Origin of the sequence: Falsibacillus pallidus, from assembly GCF_050990905.1 — a bacterium.
GTDB classification, from domain to species: domain Bacteria; phylum Bacillota; class Bacilli; order Bacillales; family DSM-25281; genus Falsibacillus; species Falsibacillus pallidus_A.
Window position 1 is genome coordinate 3,486,236 of sequence record NZ_CP158866.1, and the last position, 21,433, is coordinate 3,507,668.

Below are 21,433 nucleotides of genomic sequence, written 5' to 3' on the forward strand. Positions count from 1 at the left end.
TAGCAAATGCTTCCAAGAATTGAACCCTCAAATAGTCATTACTTGCATGAAAAATGGGACGATTTTGTTAAAATCGCCCCATCATTTTGATTATTTCAAAGCTACTTTCAGGGTGTACGGCTTGGTGCTCGTACGTCCGAACGTCTCGCTTACTTCAATATAATAAGTGCCTTTGTCGAGAGTGACGGCATCCATTTCATCATCGCCAGTACCATAGTAGTCCAGGTTGGCTTTGACATTCCCTTTAGCATCATATACGACCATTTTACCATCAAGGGTCTGATCAGCAGACAAGGAAAGGCTGACAGATGAAGCTTTATTCAATGTCAATTTGTAATAGTCTTTATCACCGAATTCCACTGCGCCATTGATATAGCCAGTAGCTGTCCATCCACCTTTTGATGCCTTCAATGACAACGGCTTCGATGGAACGTTGTTCACGACTTTAGAACCTGCATCTTCATCCTTGCGATTTGAATCCACAATGGCAACCTGATACGGCTTCAGAGATACTGAGCCCCAATTATATGAATTCGTAACAATGAAATAGCCTGCACCTTTCTTCGCTTTAAAGGAAGCATTCACATCAAATATCGGGCTGAAGTAGCTTGGCCCGTAAACCATGGCAGTATCCGCTTCATCTCCGTCAATCTGCATGTTTCCATTTGTGTCTTCCACGATGGTCGCACCGACAATCATCGGGTCCTGCATGCGCTTCGGAAGGTCTCTCTTTTCTTTATCTGAAAGCTTTCCAGGAGTGACTTGAAGATTGAATACTTTATCGTCGCCGCGGTTCTTATAATAGAAGAAGTCTGTGTCATCAGAGTAGACCAGATAGTTATCGGTCACTTCGTTTGGCTTGATGACCTTGGCGCGGACCGGAGTATTTTCGTCCTTATCGCCTTCATCATTTGGTACACTCATCAGTTTCTTGACATTCAAAACGTATGGATCTGTAGAAGATGCACCCCACATGTCATTCGTCAGGCGGACAACATACTGTTTATCCTTCTTCAGTGCAAGAACGGAGGTCACTTCCTCTGTTGATGGCATCATCCAATTATCGCTCATCACATCGCCGATCGGGATGAGGTCCTGCGTTTCATCATTATATTCCATCACGATTCCCCAAGGCATCTGATTTTCGCCAGGCTTGACGGAGAACTGGTACACAGCATCTTCTGAGGCAGTGAATTTATAATAATCTTCATCTCCCTGTCCTTGGAAGTAGCCTTTTGTATCCATGCCTGTTTCAAGATCTATGGCATTATCCATGATGGCAGCATTACGTTCATGTTCAAGGTTCATCCAGAAGTCTGGATCATTCATATCCGCAGCCTGCTGTTTGAATTGTGCAATCTTGGCTTTCATGAACTCTTCTTTACTCATGTTTCCTTCCATGTACTGCTGCTCAATGTCCTGCAGCATTTGCGGGAATGGATCTTCATCCGCTGGGATGTTCAGTTTATCCACTTTCAAAGTGTATGGAAGATTTGATTTACCCGGAGTAAGATCATTATTGAAGCCCATCATCATGAACGGATTCATAAAGTAAGAGCCCATCATCTGAGAACCGCCGGACACTTCCAAGACATACTCCATTCCTGGAACAGCTTCAAAAGTGAGCTTTTCAGCATCTCCTTTTCCCCCGCTGTCCGCCATCGCAAACGGAGAAGGTTCCCTTGGCGGCGCTCCTTCCGGCTGTTCCATCGTAAATTCATCTTTAAAGTAAACAGCTAAGGAAGAATTTAATCCCGGGATGCCGGAAACATCAATGGAAAGCGTCGTCGGCTCATCGACGGAGAATGTGAAGTAATCTTTATCTGGGTCATCTGTGCTTGAAGCCAGGGTAAATGGTCTATCTTTATCTTCGTCGCTGCTATACGGAATCGCAGGTAGGGCTATCATGTTGTCTTTACTGGATTTATCTTCACTTAAGGAAACAAGCTTTTCAGTCTTCAATGTGAATGCTGATTTGCCTTCCGAACTGTAGCTGCCGTTTGCATCCTTCACAGCTATCAAAAGGGTTCCATCACTGTCAGCCTTATATAGGTAGCCTTCAGTATGACCCGCCTTCACATCATTGACTTTAATCGGTTTATCCTGATCTTTTTTATTATTTTTAGGATCCTTCGGTTGGTAGTAAAGGTCCATTGCATAGTCGTACTGTTTATCGCCTTCTAATTGTGTTTGGAGGTACTCTCCTTTTTTCAAATCGATCTTGTACCAATGATACTGCTGCGGCTGAGTAAAGCTGCCTTTTTGGATATCTTCTCCTTCAGTTTTTAATGCAGCGGCTTTTTTAAGTCCATTTTTCGGATCGTGGTCTCCCATTGCCGGCAGTTTCTTAATATCATATTGAAGTGCTTTAACAGGATCCACCAATCCATTTCCGTATTTCAAGTCATAGCCCTTCGCTCCAAGATCCTTGGCTGTTTTCTCTAACAGCGCCTCGACCTGGAAAGGCTTCAAATCAGGGTATTTGGATTTAATAAGGGAAACGACTCCCGCTACAACCGGGGAAGCCATAGACGTCCCGCTCATTTTTGCAAAGGATGATCCCTTCATAAAATCATACACGGAACTGTAGACATCCACACCAGGTGCCACGACATCGACGGAAGACCCGTAGTTAGAGAAATAGGCAAGGTCATTGTTTGCATCTGTCGCTCCGACACCGATGACGCCTTCATAAGAGGCAGGGTAGGAATACTCATCCCATCCTTCATTCCCAGCTGCCGCCACAATGGTAATGCCTGCATCGATCGCTTTTTGTACAGCTGCCGCCATCAACGGTGAATTGTTATATCCGCCGAGGCTCATATTGATGACATCTGCACCATGGTCAATGGCATAAAGAATCCCATTAGCAATGGCATAGTCATATGCGCCCCAATCTCCGTTGAACACATCGATCGGCAGTATCTTGGCATGAGGGTTGATTCCATGTCCTCCGATTCCATTGTCTTTTTCCGATGCAATGATTCCCGCCACGTGAGTCCCATGGACATCCACAAGGGAGGTATTGGCCGGTTGAACCGCATTATACGGCGGCAAGAACTGATTCTTTAAGTCCGGATGTTTTAAGTCCATCCCTGTATCAATGACGGCTACAGTGACATCATTTTTTCCTGCCATCTTGATTGCGTCATCAATATGTAAAAGGGAGAGCTGATACATTTCCTTTTCTTTCGGATCGCTGAAGCCAAGTGATTTATATTTAAAGCTTGGCTGTGCTTTAATGACGCCTTTTTGTTTGGAATAAAAGGCGATTACATCCTTTATATCCTGCCCTTTGCTTAATTTGACAACATCATACCCCAGTCCTGGAATCGAGCTGACGATGCGTGTCCCCGCCATTACATGGACTCCTTTGGCAATAGGCTTGTCATATTTTATCACAAGTGTATCCGTGCTAATTTGTTGTTTCATATCCTGCTGTTCCTGCTGCCTCTGGTATGCAGCAGTCTTCTTTTCTTTTGAAGATTTCTTTAACTCTTTCAATACATCTGGCATTTCCATGGCTTTCATGTGTGCGAGCGGGCTGAGCTGAGCAGCTGACGCAGCACCTGGAACCATTAATGCAGCCGATGCTGAAAGAGCAGCAGTCGTTTTGATCCATTTTTTCATCTTTCTTCCCCCTTTTTAGAAAATATGAAAATAGGCCATGCACCTTATAGACGATTATACATGGAAAAAGTTTCATATAATTCTATAATTTATATTAAATGTATAAATATTTATTTTATAGATTAATATTCTATAACTTTCTTTTCTTACATAAGATGAAAGTCCCTGTAAACAATGCTATACTAATTTTTGATGTACAGTTTTGTAAGGAGCGAAAGCCATGATTACATACATAAAAAAACTGGTTGGGGATCCCCAGGATCGCAAAATCAAGAAATATCGCAAAACCGTTGATCAAATCAACCGTTTGGAAGCTGATATTGAAAAGCTCAACGATACGGAATTAAAGGCTAAAACAGACTATTTTAAGAGACTATTAGAGGATGGTAAAACCATTTTTGATATTCAATCCGAAGCGTTTGCTGTCGTCCGCGAGGCGGCCAAACGAGTACTCGGAATGCGCCATTTCGATGTACAGCTCATCGGCGGGCTGGTCCTTTCTGAAGGGAATATTGCTGAAATGCCGACAGGGGAAGGAAAAACATTAGTCGCCTCCCTCCCGAGTTATCTTCGTGCCTTGGAAGGCAAAGGCGTCCATGTCATAACGGTCAATGAATATCTAGCAAAGCGCGACAGCGAGCTCATCGGCCAAATTCACCAGTTCCTAGGACTTACTGTAGGATTGAATCTTCCGCTGATGCAGCCGGAAGAAAAGCAGGCAGCCTATCAAGCAGATATCACATACGGCGTCGGGACTGAATTCGGATTCGATTATCTGCGCGACAACATGGTCTATAACCCGGATCAAAAGGTGCAGCGGCCTTATCACTTCGCACTCGTTGATGAAGTGGACAGTGTACTGATCGATGAAGCCAAGACCCCTTTGATCATAGCAGGAAAAACGGGCATCAGTTCTGAATTGAGCTACCTATGCGCCAGGATCATCAAATCCTTCAAAGAAGATGTGGATTACGTCTTTGATATAGAAACAAAATCGACCAATCTGACAGAAGAAGGAATTGCCCGGGTTGAACAGGGCTTTGATATTGACAACCTTTATGATCTTGAACATCAGACCCTCTATCATTACGTGATCCAGTCCCTTCGTGCACGCGTTATGTTCACGAGGGATGTCGATTACATCGTCAAGGAAGGCAAAATCATGCTGATTGACATGTTCACCGGCCGACCGATGGAAGGAAGGACGATGAGCAACGGACTTCATCAGGCAATCGAAGCAAAGGAAGGTCTTGAAGTTACGGAAGAAAACAAGACCCAGGCATCCATCACCATCCAGAACCTTTTCCGGATGTATCCGGTGCTTGGAGGGATGACTGGTACGGCAAAGACAGAGGAGAAGGAATTCCGCGACCTTTATAATATGGAGGTCATCCAGATTCCGACGAACCGTCCGATTGCACGGGTTGACCTGACAGACAGAGTTTTTGAAACCATTGAACAAAAATATAGGGCTGTTGCCAAGAAGGTTGCAGAAATCCACATGACTGGACAGCCTGTATTGATCGGGACCACTTCCATCCTTCAATCTGAAAAAGTAGCAGAGTACCTTGAAAAAGAAGGACTTCCATTTGAACTTCTCAATGCCAAAAGCATCGAGCAGGAAATCCGTTTGATTTCCCTTGCTGGTCAATTGAATCAAATCACGATTGCGACTAACATGGCTGGCCGCGGGACAGACATCATGCTCGGCGAAGGAGTAAAGGAACTCGGCGGCTTGTACGTCATCGGCACCGAACGGCACGAGTCCCGTCGAATTGACAATCAGCTGAAAGGACGCTCCGGCCGCCAAGGAGATCCCGGTACATCTCAATTCTTTATTTCGATTGAAGATGATATGTTCAAACGCTTTGCTGCGGATGAACTGGACAAACTAAAAAAATCGCTGAAGACAGATAGTGAAGGACAAATTCAATCCAAGAACATCTTAGATTTCGTCGATCGGATACAGCGCATTTGCGAAGGAGCCAATTTCTCTGTCCGGGAGTATAACCTGAAGCTCGATGACGTCATGAATATGCAGCGAAATACCATCTATGATCTGCGAAACAAGCTTCTGGGGGAAGAAGATATCCTTCCAGTGATTTCTACCATGATCAAGTCCTATTGTGAGGAAGAGCTGACAAGGTGCTGCCCTCCTGAAGAGAATGAAGAAAAGTGGGAGGCGGGTAAACTTTCCGAACAGCTTGTATTGGCCATCCCTGGATTCGAAAAAGATTATTCAAGTGATGAGTTCGATCTCAAGTCTGCCCAGCAGCATATTCAAGACGCACTGGACAACTATCTCCCTTCACTTGTAGGAATAATTGAGAAAGATGGCATGATGGATACCATCCGCCGTTTCTTCCTCTCTGCTGCAGACTTCCACTGGCTGCAACACATAGATGCCATGGAGCGTCTAAAAGAAGGGGTCGGCCTCCGAAGCTACAGCCAGGAAGATCCAATGCGCCAATATCAGCGCGAAGGACTTGAACTGTTCCGTCAAATGTATTTCGAATTAGAACGGAATGTAAGTGTACAAATCGCTAATCTCTATATACAAGTGACAGCCAATCAAGAACAATAAAACTTATATGGGGAGGACTTCATTTATGGGGCCTTCCCATTTTCGGAGGTGCAGCAGCATGTTGAATTTCTTAAAGCGCGGGAAATCAAAAATGGAGAAACAGGGTACAGACAGCACTGTAGACTCAAGCGAGCTGCTAGGCGGCGAAGCTTCATCTGCTGAGAAAGAAGTCAAGACAACTCTATCATTTCACCCTGATGCAAATGTAGGATCAGAAGAAAAATATTACTTCCAATTCCTGAACAATGAGCTAGAGCCCTTGAAAGTGAACCAAATCTCTCTTTCCGGGATCGAATTGAAGCAGAATGGTTCAGATCTTTATGTAACGGCATTTGTGAGAAACAGCCTTCCAAAAGGCATTAAGTTCCAAGAAATGCCCCTTCTACTGTTGGGACCTAATGGAGAAAAGTTGGGAAGGAAAGTTTTTGACCTTTCTCAGCTGGGTGAACTTCCAGCGGAAAGCAGCCGTCCATGGCAGTTTGTTTTCTCTGAATCCGACTTAATGGTGTCTGAGTTTCCACAGACAGAATGGAAACTGGCATTCGAATTAAAGAAGGCCCCTGCTCCCCACTCCTTGGATTTAGAAGAGACGTGGGAAAAATCATTGGCAAACGAGGACCGCGAAAAACTTGATCAGTTAGTGAAATCAATGACTCCTCCTAAACCAGGCGAAGTCAATTTCATGGGCATCCAGGCCAAGCAAGGCGAAGATGGATCCCTGCATGTCACTCTATTGATCCGCAATGGAAGCGAGAAAAACTTGACGCTTAAACAGCTTCCACTGATTGTTGAGGATGCAAGCGGTGAGATTATCGCCAAAGGCGGTTTCCAATTAAACGATCTTGAAGTAAAGTCCAATACAAGCAAACCTTGGACTTTCATTTTCCCAGCAAGCCTACTGCATAAAGACGATGTTGATCTTACAAAGTGGAAAGCATATCCGCCTCAAGGCTAAGGAAAAAGCAATTTATTATATACGAACAAAAAGCTCAGATCCAAATGGACTGAGCTTTTTTGACGACTATTTTTTAGTGGTAACAGCTGGGTTGGTAAAAAAAATAGAGAAAAAGCAAGCGATGCTGCTTTCTCTCCATCAGGCGAAAAACACCTATTGCTAGGTGTTTTTCTCAGGGCTACCAACCGAGATCTTTTTATTGTTAAAAGGCAGAAGGAAATAATCTTTCTGTAACTCTATTCTACCACTCAAACGATTTTACTACAATCAAATATTTACGATTTTGCCACATTTATACTATTGTTTTTTTCAATGCTGGCAGATGCGATAGCGTAGGCAATCATCAGCAGGAAGACCAGGTCAAGAAGTCCTGTATGCATGGAAATCGTAAAGATTGTCGTCACGAAGGCATAGGCAACTGTCGGATAGGACTTGATGCCTGACATTCTCATTTGATTATAGAGCATGGAGATGATCAATCCATACAGAACGAATCCAATCACAACAACCACATACCCGCCTTCTGCGTATAGCTGTCCAAGGAATGTAGGCGTAGTTGTCCTGCCTGGACGAGTAATATACTTTCCTTCTTTCACACTCAAGGAGTTTACCATATTGGTGATCAGCATCCTCGGTGAAATCTGTTCACCCGGCAATACTGTGGAGAAGATGCCTTTATGCAGTTCCCCTTTCAGATAACCGTGTTTATCTGTATACTCCATGATTTTGCTCAATACGATATGTCCAGTTACACTTTCACTGTTCAGTGCACGAACCCATTTCGGTGTCTGATTGATTTTGCGCTGGATTGTAAGGTCCTTCGATTCCTCTTTTTCAGAAACCGTTACATCAGGACCACTTCGCTCATTAAATGGTTGTGTTTTGTCTTCTGTTACAATCCGGAAGAACCCGAACATGGAAAAAACGATTCCGAGAATGACTAATGCTGCGATGAACCACGTCAGCTTAATCTTTTTGATGATGTAATGGAAAATGATGAAGGACGTAAAGAACATCACGATGATTGGAGTTCTGTACCCCATCAGTATAAACAGGACAAACATCACAAACAGGATGACGCCGTATGTCAGCTTCTTCTTAGTCGTCAACTCATCCTGCTTAAGGATATGGTGGCAGATCAGGAAAATGACCGCGAACCATAGGAATGAACTCAAAAAGTTCAGCTTTGGATCCAAGTGGCGTCTTACCGATTCATCGGCAATCCCCACCTGTCCGGTCGCAAGCATGATGATATACGCAATAAGACCGATGGCTCCCAGGATATATAGGAATATGACTGTTTTCCCTTTAAGGAATTTCAATCCGAATGAAGGAAATGTCCAATTCCATTTGTCCGCTGCATAGACAGCTGCATAGTAGGAAACCAGACCAACGACGACTGGCAAGAAGACACTCTTCTTGATATCGAAGTATTCAAATCGGTAGAAGTCAAACATACTGGTGAAGAAATAAAGCACCAAGATGAATGGCAAGAAGAAATATGGTGAAAATGTATCAATTTTATTCATAGCTGCAAATAATTTTTTCATAGCGATATATTCTCCCTAGATAGAAGACTTTCGTTTCCCTCCTTTAGCGAGTAATTCCTGGAAGGAACCACTCCTTAGTATGGCCAATGATAGGAAATATAGCAATGCTCCTATAATAATCATGATGGCCAGATAGAGTATATGGTGCAAATGGAGCAAGTTTGTTTTCCCGATCAGAATCAACAGGACGCTCATGATGATTGTCGCAACCGTCACCTTCCAGTACTCCTTACCAATTTTCTTCAGATCGAATCCTCCGGAAATCTTATAAAGAGTTGAGAACGTCATTGTTGAATAAACCATGGCAACAATGGATGACGAAAGCGCCAAGCCTGACGGTCCCATCAGTTTTCCAAATACGTAATTGGACACCACGTTGACAACGATGGAAATCAAGCCGATTCTCATGATCAAGTGGCCTTTCTCCAATGTATAGAATCCTTTTGCCACGACAGCCTGGATGCTGTAGAACAAGACAGATCCGACATAGTATATCGCAAACTTGCTTGTTTCAGAAGTAGCTGCTGCGTCGAATGCCCCGCGTTCATAGACCGTTTTAACGATTGGCTCCATGAGGACAAGCATTCCGGCAACTGTCGGCGCCAGGAATAGATACATATAAGATAACCCACGCTCCATGCCGAGTCGGAATAACCCGTCGTTTTTATCCGCTTTGGCCTGGGCCAGAATCGGATAGACGATGGTGGCAATGGTGACACCGAAGATGGCTTGCGGGATATTCACTAAACGGAAGGCATAGTTCAAGTTTGATACCACACCGCCTCCTAGCTGTGCCGCAAAAAGCATGTTCACAGAAAGGTTGATCTGCCCTACTGCAATGGTAAGCCCGACCGGCCAAAAGATGCTGTAAAACATCTTTACTTCAGGAATATCAATTTTCTGGCGCCAATTAAGGAATTTGCTTGGCTTCAGGTAAACCAATTTAATCAGGAATGATAGGAATGTCCCTACAAAATACCCGATTGGAACCGAGTAGATGCCAAGCCACTTATGAAAGACCAAGGCGCTTCCTACAGTAGCAAGAACGACAACCGTTTGGGAAAAAGTCGAAAAAGAAAATTTCTTTTGCGAATCAAAATACCCTTCGTATACGGCATTGACTCCTACAAGCGCAATCGATAAGAAATACAGGACAGCGGTCCAGGATGCAATTTCAAATCCATGTGCATAATGGCCGAACTTTGGATATAAAATCCTCACCAGCCACGGAGAAATGGCCGTTCCAACGATAGAGATGGCCAAAGAGATCCAGAAGGTCCCTTTAACAATGTTCGTAAGATGGGAAAATCCTTTTCCCAACCGGTCATACTTATAGTAGCTTGGCAAAAAGGCATCTTTCATACCTGTCAGCATAAACAGAACGATGGCATTCGGGATGGTCATAGCCGCAATGTAAGCATCGGTTTTATAAGACGATCCAAAGAGCCCCGCAATGGTAAGATCCCTCAGCATGCTGGAAAACTTCAAAAACGCTGTCGATACGAGGAACAGGATGCTGGCAAAACGTAATTTAGACATGCAGTCCCCTCTACTCTCTCATCGCTTTGATGATGAATTTTGGTAAGAGCAGCTGCCTTTTCCAGCGCCAAGGCTCTTTCATCAAACGGTAGAACCACTCAAGGCCCAGCTTTTGAAAAGCCTGCGGTGCACGCTTGATTTTCCCCGAGATGACATCAAAGGATCCTCCGACCCCCTGATAGACCATTGGAGCCAGCTCATTCATATGATTGAGGATCCAATATTCCTGTGCAGGACTTCCAAGGGCAACGAAGATGATATCCGGATTTGCCTCATTGATCGTCGACTTGATGTACTGCTCGTCCTTCACATAGCCATCGATGGTCCCTACAATCTGGATGCCTGGATACATTTCCTCCAGCTTCTCTTTCGCTTCGTCCGCAACACCCGGCTTCGCACCATAAAGGAAAACTTTCTTCCCTTTATGCACAGACTCCCTGCATAGGGTCAGCATCATATCAATTCCCGTAACACGTTCACGGATCTTTCCTTTTTTCAGGATGGAAGCCACAATGACGCCCATCCCGTCAGGAATTTGATAATTTGCCCGATTGAGAAGTTCCTTCAGCTTTGCATCATCCTGCGCCTTCATGATTTTCTCGGGATTGATTGCCACAATAAATGCTTTATTCTTTTTTTCTATGTCGTCAAATAAGGAAGAGGTAATCTCCGCATATGTCTGGCTGCATACCTCTACCCCTAAAAATTTCTCTTTCATCTCATCACCTATTTTGAGAGCTGATTACGCTTGAATCCCGTTTTTAGAATCTCCCAGTACTTTTACTTCAAACCCTGCTGCTTCCCATACTTCACGGTCGATGCAATTTTTCGTATCAAAAATCATTTTGGTTCTGACTTTGGATGCAACTGTTTTTGGATCCAATGTTTTAAATTCATTGTGATCTGTCAAAATTAAGATAATATCTGCATGATTGACTGCTTCTTCCATTTCCTGCGTTTGAGTCGGCAGCTTGTTTTCTTTGATATGCGGATCATACGCCGTGTAGTCTAATCCTAGCTTCTCAAGATTTTTTACAACATCTACTGAAGGGCTTTCCCTCATATCATCAATATTGGATTTGAATGCAAGTCCGAATATGGCTACACGGCCATGTCCGATCTGTTTCTCATCCAAGATTTTTTTTGTTTTCTCAGCAGTATATTGCGGCATGGAATCATTCGTTGTACGTGCCAAATTAATCATCTTCGCTAGATCAGGCTGAAGTTCCACTAAGAACCATGGATCAACTGCGATACAATGTCCGCCTACTCCTGGACCAGGCAGATGAATATTTACACGTGGATGGTAGTTGGCAAGCTTGATGGCTTCCCAAGCATTCACACCGACTTTGTCGCTGATCTTCGCCAATTCGTTTGCAAACGCAATGTTTACATCACGGTACGTATTTTCAATGACTTTTACCATTTCAGCCGTCGTGGCATCCGTGATGTGAATGGTTCCTTTGACGAATGTTTCATAAAGCTCCTTCGTCATCTGGGAAGACTTTTCATCAATCCCTCCTACGATGCGGTCATTATTGACAAGCTCTTCGAAGACGCGTCCAGGGATTACACGCTCTGGGGAGTGGGAAATGAACAATTCCTCTCCGAACTTCAATCCTGTTTCTTCAAGCACAGGCATCATGACATCTTCCACTGTACGCGGAGGAACTGTCGATTCAAGAATGACAAGGTTTCCCGGCTTTACGAATGGCACGATGGATTTAGTCGCTGCACGAACGTAATCCAAGTTCGCCGTTTTATCACTGTTAATCGGCGACGGAACGGCAATAATATAAATATCAGCTTCAACAGGCGTTGTGGAAGCAGTGAATTTCCCGTTGTCAACAGCTGTGATCAGTCGTTCTTGAAGACCGTTTTCCTCAATATGAAGCTGTTTGTTCTGAATCATGCTTACTGCTTTCTCGTTGATATCCACACCGTGGACTTGGTATCCGTGATTGGCAAACATGACTGCAGTTGGAAGGCCGATATATCCCAGGCCAACAACACATATATTTTTTGACATCTAATATTCTTCCTTTCATGTGCAGGTTGTAACGAACCTAAAAGTTATTATATCGAAAAAAAGCTTCTGTTAATAGCTTCCGGCAAAAGATAAAATATATGTTTTTTAAATAGACGTATTTTTTACTGGTTTTGTAACAGCAATCCGGCCGATTGAATGATATTCTACGCCTGCTTCAGCTGCTTCCGGAAGGCTGTAGCAGTTACGGCCGTCAAATAAAATCGGCTCTTTCATCTTTTGTAGATAGCCGTCAAGCGGAAATTCCCTGATCTGCTTCCATTCCGTTACGATGAATGCTGCATCTGCCCCATCAATAGCTTCTTCTACGGAGCCTGCAAAGACAATTTTGCTGCCAAATACCTTTTCTGCGTTTTTGGAAGCTATAGGATCATATGCTAATACTTCTGCATCTTCTAAAAGGAGATTTTGAATCAGCTGAACAGAAGGAGCTTCCCTGATATCATCCGTATTCGGTTTGAATGCCAATCCAAGAACGGCAATTTTTTTATTTTTCAAGCTGCCAAGGCGATCCTTTGCCTTAACAAACAATTGATTTTTCTGATGGTCATTGGACTTCATGACTGCTTCAATGATGGATAAGGAAACATCATGTTGAGTGCCCATGGTGCGAAGCGCCTTTGTATCCTTAGGGAAACAAGAACCTCCATAGCCGATTCCTGCTTTTAAAAATTGCTGTCCAATTCGCTTGTCAAACCCCATACCGACTGCAACATCTTCAATGTTCGCTCCTACTTTTTCCGAAAGATTAGCAATTTCATTGATGAAGCTGATTTTCGTCGCCAGAAAAGCATTGGAAGCATATTTAATCATTTCAGCACTTCGGACGCTTGTCCTTACGACAGGAAGTTTGAGATTTTGATATATTTCTTCTATTATATCCCCCGCTTTTTGATTGTCTGCACCTATGACAATCCGATCTCCATGGAAGGTGTCTTGAATGGCTGATCCTTCCCTGAGAAATTCCGGATTGGATACCATTGATACCTTTAAGGACTTCTTCAAATTCTGTGTTATGGTCTGATGTATGACATCATTGGTCCCAACCGGAACGGTGCTTTTCGTTACCACGACAATATCCTTTCGAATATGCTGGGCAATATCTTTGGCCGCATTGAGGACAAAGTTCAAGTTAGCAGAGCCGTCTTCGTTTTCCGGTGTACCGACTGCAATGAAAACACAATCAGCATCAGCATATGCTTCTGATGCACGTGATGTGAAGTGTAATCTATGTTCATCTTTATTTTTTTGAATCAATTCTTCAAGTCCTGGTTCATAGATGGGGGATTTCCCTTTAGAAAGAAGGTCAATTTTTTCCTCAGAGATATCAAAGCAAGTCACCTGATGCCCAATATCAGACAAACAGACACCAGTGACGAGACCTACATAACCAGTCCCTGCTATTGCAATTTTCATATCAATTTTTTCCCTTCTCAATCAAAAGTAAATCTTGAAGGTATTCAAGCAGCTCAGATCTTAAATCCTCGTGCTTCAACCCAAGTTCTATTGTTGCCTTGAGGAATCCGAGCTTGTCCCCTACATCATAGCGATTGCCATCAAAATAATAGGCGAGGACAGATTGTTCTTTCATTAATAACCTGATTGCATCCGTCAGTTGGATTTCATTGGCTGCCCCGGGCGGGAGCGTCTCCAGAATGGTGAAAATCTCAGGCTGAAGGATATAGCGGCCCATGATGGCATATGAGGAAGGTGCTTCGTCCACTTTCGGCTTCTCGACAAGGCTCTTTAATTTAAAGACATTATCTGAAAGCAATTCCTCAGGGTCGATAATACCATACTTATATACTTCTTGCTTAGGTACTTCTTGTACACCAATCAAGGATGTTTTTTCATGTTTTTCGTATATTTGGATCAATTGTTTCAAGCAGGGCGTCTCGGATTCCACTATATCGTCCCCTAAAAGGACAGCAAAAGGTTCATTGCCAATAAAGCTCTTGGCACAGTATATTGCATGGCCAAGTCCTTTCGGCTCCTTCTGGCGAATATAATGGATGTTCGCCATGTTCGCAATGGACTGCACTTCTTCAAGCACCTGCCATTTTTCTTTCTTTGCAAGTGTCTCTTCCAGCTCATAGGATTTATCAAAATGGTCTTCAATCGCACGCTTTCCGCGCCCACTGATGATCATGATATCCTCGATTCCTGATTTCACTGCTTCTTCCACGATATATTGAATGGTCGGTTTATCAACGATTGGCAGCATCTCTTTTGGCTGCGCTTTAGTGGCAGGCAAAAATCGGGTTCCTAAACCTGCTGCAGGAATGATCGCTTTCCTGATCTTCATCTCCTGCACCTCCGTAATCTCTCAGTTTCTTCTATTACTAACAGTTCTTCTCTTAAACCCTTTCATTATACCCTAAACCATGCCGTGAAATCATTTAACAAACACATTAAATTTCCATTACCATTCAAGTGGTCTCATATAATAGGAAAAGCCGCTGCCTCCCCCTCCGACAGCGACCTTTCTTATTTATATATTTTTATTTTCCTTCAATATCAGCCATCAATTTGGCGGAAATCAGGAATTCACCCAGAGCTTTCGCCATTTGGTCACGTTTCATGTAGCCATTGAAATCAAATGTGCCATCGATTTTGCCCGTGAAAATGCCTGCCTGGTAAACTGCCTCGATGCCATCATATGCCCAACCCAGCTTATCCATGGATTTCTTGACATCAGGGAAGTCTGTCGCATGCTTCGTTTTATCTACCTTATTTTCATCAAGGTTAAGGAAACCTGTTTCGAGTGCACGCTGGAACATGACTGCTGCCTGTACACGTGAAATTTTTTCCTGTGGAGCGAATCTTCCATCCAATTTTCCTTTAATGATTCCGTACTTTACAGCGGCCATTAATTCACCGTGGGCGTTGAACCATTCATCACCTTTTACATCTGAGAACTGCCCATCATATTTCTCAGTAGACGGAAGTCCAAGTGCGCGGACAAGAAGGATCATAAACTCTGCACGAGTCATATCTTCCCGTGGTGCATAATCACCTGAATCCTTTCCTTTAATGATGTATTTGGAAGCAAGCGTTTCGATATATTGCTCCGCCCAGTTCTTGTTGTTATCCACATCCGGGAAAGTAACGTCATGTTTGACCACAGTGTATCTAGAATTGTGCAGGGACTTGAGGACAGCTACTTGTTTTCCTTCAATTGTAACGAACTCAGTAGGAACTGGAGCAACAGTACCATCCGCATTTATCATGACACCAACCGTATGTCTGGAGTCGACATTGGAAGGCAATGACAATGTACGTTCTACATAAGAATTGAAAGTTGACAACTCCACTGTTTTGTTGTTTCCAGATACCGAAATGCTGAAATCAACAATCGGAGAAACCACATTCAGATTGTTTTGATCAATCGCACCCTGTGCATCTTTTTTATCCACTTCATTGATGGAAACACTAACCGAAAGTTCGTCTTCCTGAGCGCCTAACTGCTTCGCGAATTTTCCTAAATCTACTTCTTTGGCAGGAAGCCCATAGGAGGCTGTGTCTGATTGGATCAATACAACTGCTTTGCTGTTCTTGTCAGCAGCTTGTTTGAACAACGTTCCCGGAACCTCTGCTTTTGACTGTTCCCCAGCCGCAGGTTTATCCAATTTGACCGGGATGGATGTCACTTTATCTGTAATCTGGTCCACGATATCTTTTACTTTATCTTTTGAAACCTTAGTGACCACTTCCACCTTCCCAGTTGCAGGGTTAGTTTCCTTCTTCACCTCTGTCGCACCAGGAGGCAATGTTACTTGGCCTGGTGGGACTACTACTGGTGGTTGTGGATTGGTTGAGCCGCCTCCACCGACTCCACCGCCTCCACCATTGACAACAGATATATTTTCAATTTTAGCGATAACAATATTATCGATTTTTGCAAAGACAGTAACAGTCCCAGTTCCATTTACAGATAGTTGATTGCTGTTTGAAGCAAATGATGCAATTTGATGGTCACTTGTGTCCCAGCCTATTTGCTTTTGTAATGGTATTGGTGTTTCTTGAAATAGAACATTTAAAGTGAACTTTTTGTCTGCATCATATGTAATATTTGATTCCATTTCTTGAAATGCACTACTCATCATTTGTGATCTAAAGTTATGGTCCATATTACTTCCACTCATTGTGATAGGATCAATAATATTATTTAACGTTGATTGCAATTCAAAAATTTTCTGCATTGATAATCCGATTGATCTTAACTTCCCCTCTAAATCTGAATAGCTACCAATAACGTCTGTTACAGTATCAGAAATTAATTCCGAATAGCTTAGATGACTATTTGTATGGAGAACTGTCTCAAGTCCAATATTTATACGTAATTGTGTATCAAAATCTCCTAGAAAGCTTAATAATTCATTCATCGTAATTTGGCCATCTTGATTAAACAATGTAGTGAATTCTGTCGTATCATTATTTTTAAAATCTTCAATTTTTTGTTTTAGTAAACTGACATTCGATCCATAATCTGTGTAAACCAAAGTGGATAAGTCCTGGATTAGTTGTACAAATGCCGCTTCCTTATCTTGATCAAGATTAAGCCCCAAAGATCTAGCATTTGACAGAATTTGAGACTGACTTGGAGTTGTTACAGTTAATCCTCTAAAGTTTCCATTTCTATAAAATTTAATCATTTTATTCGCATAAACAGTCAGGTCATCCTGAGTTTCCGCATGCACAACACCCGTACTATACCCGACTGTAGCCACCACCGGAGTAAACGCCACTGTTGCTGCCAATACGGCTTTTATTGCTTTTTTACTGAATGGATATTTCTTCATTATTAGATTTGCACCTCTCTCAATATACTAATTATAAATTATATAAAATAATACTTTTTTATCTAATTTTTCCAGTATACCTTATGATAAACTTATAGTTGAAATATATCAATGATAACTAGTATTTTTTTACTGATATTTTTTATCTACATTAAGTACAAAAATATCAATTTATGTTAATATTTTCTTACTGATATATTTAGAGCCTCTGCTGAAAGGAGCACTTCTATTTTTATGAAAAAGTTTTGGAAGATATTATTACTAATTGTGTTGATCCTTGCCCTTGGAGGCGGAGCGACAGCCTACTACTTTTTGAAACTGAAAACTTATGATGTTGCGGATAAAAAGGTTGAAGAAATCACCGAGTCCGATTATGACATCGTACTTCCAGATGATTCCTCGAGTCCTAACACGGTGGAACAGGGAGACAAAAGTACAGATTCATCAGCCACTGGCAAACCGGATTCCGATTCAGCGGGAAGCTCAAACAGCGATAATGGTACAGCCGTTGCTTCCAATGACAATGATGGTAAAGCCTCAGGTGGTACTACTTCAGCTAGTGGTTCGACTTCAAGTAGTCCATCAACACCTGCATCTGGATCCACCAGCACAACTACGGGTGGCACTCAAACAAATTCTAATGAGGTAACGGTAGCAGCAATCAAACAAAAATACCGCCCGTCATTTGAAAGCCTTGAATCCCAGGCTAATGATAAAATCAATTCACTGATCGGAAGAGCATTTGATGAGTTCAAGACTAAACGAGCAAAAGGCGAATCCATTTCGTTCGGGTATTTTTATCAGAAATATAAAGGGGCAGGAGACGAACTGGAGTCCAAAACAGACTCTGCCTTTAATATCATTTATAAAGCCCTGCAAAGTGATCTAAAGAAAAACGGATTTAGTACTTCTCATGCGGAAGATTTTAAGAAGCAATATGAAGATGCCAAAAATGCCCGCAGAGCAGCCCTTCTAAAAAAAGCAAAAGAAGCATTGTAGCCAAAAGCCCGCTGCCTAAATGACAGCAGGCTTTTTAATTGTGTCCAATGCCAGCCGTGAAGGATGGATTATTCCATCCCAAGTCCGAGTTGATTCTGCTTCCCTCAACATCATTTCCTTTTCCTTCAACAGCAGCCAAAAATTCTTCGTGGGAAGATAACCAAGGCTATGCTTGATGCACAATCGATCCAAGTAAAGTCTCATGGAATCCAATTTACTGGAGTTATTGTTATTATTCCCAAATGCATACAGGACACTGGCTTGGGGGACCCGCTTAATTCGATGCTTGGAGGCAGAACGAAGATAAAAATCCCAGTCCCAATAGTTATGTACATCCGGGTCAAAATAGCCGATTTCTTCATGAAGCGACTTTCGATAAAGGCTCCCCGAAGGAACATAGGTAGAAAATTTCTTCATTTCTTCTATGTTATTGGAATAGGCAAACAAGTATCTTTCTGTCACTTCCCGCTTTTCCTTATGTAATATATAATGAAAAATTTCAACATCTGAATAGACAAGGTCAGCTGACTGGATTTCATGCATCATCTTTTCCATATGCCCCGGGAGAAGCAAATCGTCATCATCGCACAACATAATATAATTTCCGCTTGCAGTACGGACACCTAAATTGCGTGCCTGCACATGCTGAAGCTTTCCTAACGGTTCAATGACTGTAATCTCCAGCTCAGGGTAAATTTCTTTTACGAAATCAACTGATGTTCCATTATCATTGACAATGATCACTTCAAAGGATTGAAATGTTTGCCGATGCAGGCTTTCGAGGAGCTCGCACAATTGAATGGGACGGTTGAAAGTCGGGATGACGACAGAGACTAAAGGTATTTTCATAAACCTTCCTCTTTCCCTTAAATGTAAAATCCTTCCCACAATATTCATTTCCGATTTGTTTTATTCCGATCAATCTGTCTCCGATTTACATATGACACGAGAAGAACTGCCTCCCTTTTTCGGCTGGTACCAGAATGTGATGGTATTGTCACGCTCAAGTGCAAAGCAATTGAGCAGCTGGTCGACAATCGATTTATCCAAGAAAAGCACCTTTGATACCGGTTCAATCCATAGTTTGGATTTCTCTAAATGAAAAGTTGCCTTAACTTTTGTCCAGAGATACTTCTGTTTAATGTAAAAAATCATCTGAAGCCCATTATGGAGCGGGATTTGCAAATACGAGGCACGTGATTCGTGCTGTGGAATTTTTCTAAAGGATTGGACGGATGTGTGTTGAAGAACATTTGAAATGTCCCGAAAAGATAATACTTTGATGTTATTGCTGCTCTTGTTTTCTTTAAAAATTAATCTCCAGTTTGTTTCATCCTTCGGTAGATCTGTTCCAAAAATTTGAGTAATTGAAAATTCGTAATGAACCATTATTCCCTCCTATGCGACAATCTTACTGACTTTTCTGATTTTACAGGTAAATACTACCAAACAAGCATTAAGGATGTAAACAAAAATTAGGAAATTTAACCCATTCCTAATTGGTCATTTTTTCAAATTACCGATATGGCATTAATTATTTTTTCTCCTTTAAAAAGAGATATCGTGAAAAGAAAAACGGTGATGCCATGTCTTTTCATATCAGGTTAAGAGAATATAGGGAAAATATTTTACAAATCAGCCAAATGGAGGCTGCCGCCCGGTTAAATTTGACACCAACAAGCTATTCAAGATATGAATCGGGCAAGCGGGGAATCACCTATGAAACGCTTATGCATATAAAAGAAGGGTTTCATATTCCGAACAGCCACTTTACTTTCCTGCTAACCGGCGAGGAAGAGCGGGCAATGGAGCCGATGATTCTTCGTGAAAACTATCAGGATGCTGAAACAACTGAAATATTAGAGTTTATTGAGAGTGATTCTGCTTTAAAAAGCTTTTTGCTTCAATTAATCAGGATCCCGGACAAAAAGAGAAAATCATTTATCAAATCACTGCTCTACATGGTCAAACAAATTTTCCCATGATAAGCTGCCCATTTCATATTTGGAGCAGTTTTTTTCTTTTTTGAAGGGTGTCATTCTTGATTATGTCTATAATGATGGTATGATAGATAAAAATTATTGTATTTCCTGAATCTTTTCGGGCGATGGCCCGTATTATTATTGAGGTGATCATTATGTATTCAAATACTGAGTTTGTTCATTCAAAATCGGTTTTACCATCTGTTCTTAGAGCTTTTGCCATTTCCTTGGCGTTTGCCACACTTGGGCTCTGTGCCGGAGTATTCATTCCGCCAGCATTGTTCATGCCTTTGGCAATTGTAGAAGTAGGAATGCTGCTTGTAGCTTTCTTCTTAAGACGCAAAAAAGCAATCTCCTACACATTCCTTTATGCATTCACATTCATATCAGGTGTGACAACGTATCCGATCATCGCCTACTACTTGGCGACAATGGGCGCTAATCTGGTCTTGCAGGCCGTCGGTACTACGGTCGTCGTGTTCGGTGGATTGGCTATTTACGCTTCAAAGACAAAACGCGATCTTTCCTTCCTTGGAGGATTCTTATTTGCAGCATTGCTGGCGCTGGTCGTTCTCGGTTTGTTTAATATCTTCTGGCCGTTGAGTTCCACCGCGATGCTGGTTTATTCCTTTATCGGAGTGCTCGTTTTCAGCGGATATGTCCTGTTTGATTTCAACCGTATGAAGCATTACAGCATCAGTCCTGAAGATGTGCCATTGATGGCATTGAATCTATATCTTGATTTCATCAACCTGCTGCTAAGCATTCTTCGTATTTTTGGAATCTTGAATAGCAGGGATTAAATACGTGAGTGAACGGCCCCTTTTATAGGGGTCTTTTTTATGGCTTGCAGCTAACAGAAGCGTATATGCCAGAAGTCATTCAACCTATTAAGACCAAACTGACTAAATTTTGTACACAATTCAGTAAAATATAGGTCTATTTACCCTTTCGCTAATTCTCTGTTTTTATTATTATAGTCCCTGTAGTTCGATGTCGAAAAATGGCAAAGTTGCTGAAAAGCAATGACGCAAAACTAAAGGGGCTAAGGCTTGAGGGCTATGCTCGCCAGTTACCGAAACGGAGGAAGTGCAATGAAGAAAACGGCAGATACCTTGGTATTGCAGGGGAAAAGAGAGATTTCAAGCAATTGGATCTTCGTGCCACTTTTTATTATTCTTTTACTTCTTGGTGCTATTATTCCATACGTTATTTGATCAAAAAGGACGGTTCCTTATTTTGGACCGTTCTTTTTTCATGAATTTACGAAAGCTTTTTCGACTTTTTTCGGTTTTTAATAGCAATTATCTGAATTTTTATTTTATAATATAGATAATATTATCCA

The 21,433-nt window shown here is 42.2% G+C and carries 16 protein-coding genes and 1 riboswitch; of the genes, 6 read left to right on the plus strand and 10 right to left on the minus strand.

Features of this window, described 5'->3' with window-relative positions; translation table 11 throughout:
* Positions 1 to 90 precede the first annotated feature (90 nt).
* On the minus strand, positions 91 to 3,630 hold the full coding sequence (locus ABTV07_RS18155; protein WP_433744972.1) for a S8 family peptidase: 3,540 nt from the start codon (positions 3,628 to 3,630) through the stop codon (positions 91 to 93).
* Positions 3,631 to 3,850: 220 nt separating this feature from the next.
* Between ABTV07_RS18155 and secA2 the strand changes: the two genes are divergently transcribed.
* Both secA2 and ABTV07_RS18165 read left to right on the plus strand, forming a co-directional pair.
* Positions 3,851 to 6,214: an accessory Sec system translocase SecA2 gene (secA2, locus tag ABTV07_RS18160; RefSeq protein WP_433744975.1), complete on the plus strand. Its 2,364-nt coding sequence runs from the start codon at positions 3,851 to 3,853 to the stop codon at positions 6,212 to 6,214.
* 58 nt (positions 6,215 to 6,272) lie between these two features.
* A complete protein-coding gene (locus tag ABTV07_RS18165) occupies positions 6,273 to 7,169 on the plus strand; it encodes an accessory Sec system S-layer assembly protein (RefSeq protein WP_433744978.1) in 897 nt (298 codons plus the stop codon).
* 275 nt (positions 7,170 to 7,444) lie between these two features.
* Here ABTV07_RS18165 and ABTV07_RS18170 read toward each other — a convergent pair whose 3' ends face one another.
* From ABTV07_RS18170 to ABTV07_RS18200, 7 genes are all read right to left on the minus strand, one after another.
* Entirely contained in the window at positions 7,445 to 8,719 is a 1,275-nt protein-coding gene (locus tag ABTV07_RS18170) for an oligosaccharide repeat unit polymerase (RefSeq protein ID WP_433744981.1), read from the minus strand.
* 15 nt (positions 8,720 to 8,734) lie between these two features.
* Positions 8,735 to 10,258 carry a murein biosynthesis integral membrane protein MurJ gene (murJ, locus tag ABTV07_RS18175; protein WP_433744983.1) on the minus strand — a complete coding sequence of 508 codons (1,524 nt, stop codon included), beginning with the start codon at positions 10,256 to 10,258 and terminating at the stop codon, positions 8,735 to 8,737.
* A 10-nt stretch (positions 10,259 to 10,268) separates the two neighbouring features.
* Entirely contained in the window at positions 10,269 to 10,976 is a 708-nt protein-coding gene (locus tag ABTV07_RS18180; RefSeq protein ID WP_433744986.1) for a WecB/TagA/CpsF family glycosyltransferase, read from the minus strand.
* Positions 10,977 to 11,000: 24 nt separating this feature from the next.
* Positions 11,001 to 12,287, minus strand: a complete 1,287-nt coding sequence (locus ABTV07_RS18185; protein ID WP_433744989.1) for a nucleotide sugar dehydrogenase — start codon at positions 12,285 to 12,287, stop codon at positions 11,001 to 11,003.
* A 105-nt stretch (positions 12,288 to 12,392) separates the two neighbouring features.
* Positions 12,393 to 13,721 carry a UDP-glucose dehydrogenase family protein gene (locus tag ABTV07_RS18190; protein WP_433744992.1) on the minus strand — a complete coding sequence of 443 codons (1,329 nt, stop codon included), beginning with the start codon at positions 13,719 to 13,721 and terminating at the stop codon, positions 12,393 to 12,395.
* Position 13,722: 1 nt separating this feature from the next.
* A complete protein-coding gene (gene galU / locus ABTV07_RS18195) occupies positions 13,723 to 14,610 on the minus strand; it encodes a UTP--glucose-1-phosphate uridylyltransferase GalU (protein ID WP_433744995.1) in 888 nt (295 codons plus the stop codon).
* A gap of 196 nt (positions 14,611 to 14,806) precedes the next feature.
* Positions 14,807 to 17,107, minus strand: a complete 2,301-nt coding sequence (locus ABTV07_RS18200) for an S-layer homology domain-containing protein (protein ID WP_433744998.1) — start codon at positions 17,105 to 17,107, stop codon at positions 14,807 to 14,809.
* A 234-nt stretch (positions 17,108 to 17,341) separates the two neighbouring features.
* Here ABTV07_RS18200 and ABTV07_RS18205 point away from each other — a divergent pair, with 234 nt between their 5' ends.
* The gene (locus ABTV07_RS18205; RefSeq protein ID WP_433745001.1) at positions 17,342 to 18,106 is read left to right on the plus strand and encodes a hypothetical protein; all 765 of its coding nucleotides are present in this window, start codon (positions 17,342 to 17,344) and stop codon (positions 18,104 to 18,106) included.
* Between the two features lie 15 nt (positions 18,107 to 18,121).
* Here ABTV07_RS18205 and ABTV07_RS18210 read toward each other — a convergent pair whose 3' ends face one another.
* Positions 18,122 to 18,955: a glycosyltransferase family 2 protein gene (locus ABTV07_RS18210; protein WP_433745004.1), complete on the minus strand. Its 834-nt coding sequence runs from the start codon at positions 18,953 to 18,955 to the stop codon at positions 18,122 to 18,124.
* 69 nt (positions 18,956 to 19,024) lie between these two features.
* Positions 19,025 to 19,495 carry a hypothetical protein gene (locus ABTV07_RS18215; RefSeq protein ID WP_433745007.1) on the minus strand — a complete coding sequence of 157 codons (471 nt, stop codon included), beginning with the start codon at positions 19,493 to 19,495 and terminating at the stop codon, positions 19,025 to 19,027.
* A gap of 197 nt (positions 19,496 to 19,692) precedes the next feature.
* Here ABTV07_RS18215 and ABTV07_RS18220 point away from each other — a divergent pair, with 197 nt between their 5' ends.
* From ABTV07_RS18220 to ABTV07_RS18230, 3 genes are all read left to right on the plus strand, one after another.
* Positions 19,693 to 20,091, plus strand: coding sequence for a helix-turn-helix domain-containing protein (locus ABTV07_RS18220; protein WP_433745009.1), 399 nt, complete (start codon positions 19,693 to 19,695; stop codon positions 20,089 to 20,091).
* Positions 20,092 to 20,243: 152 nt separating this feature from the next.
* On the plus strand, positions 20,244 to 20,891 hold the full coding sequence (locus ABTV07_RS18225) for a Bax inhibitor-1/YccA family protein (RefSeq protein ID WP_433745012.1): 648 nt from the start codon (positions 20,244 to 20,246) through the stop codon (positions 20,889 to 20,891).
* 192 nt (positions 20,892 to 21,083) lie between these two features.
* Positions 21,084 to 21,168, plus strand: a riboswitch (cyclic di-GMP riboswitch).
* Between the two features lie 14 nt (positions 21,169 to 21,182).
* On the plus strand, positions 21,183 to 21,305 hold the full coding sequence (locus tag ABTV07_RS18230) for a hypothetical protein (protein WP_433745015.1): 123 nt from the start codon (positions 21,183 to 21,185) through the stop codon (positions 21,303 to 21,305).
* Positions 21,306 to 21,433: the final 128 nt, after the last annotated feature.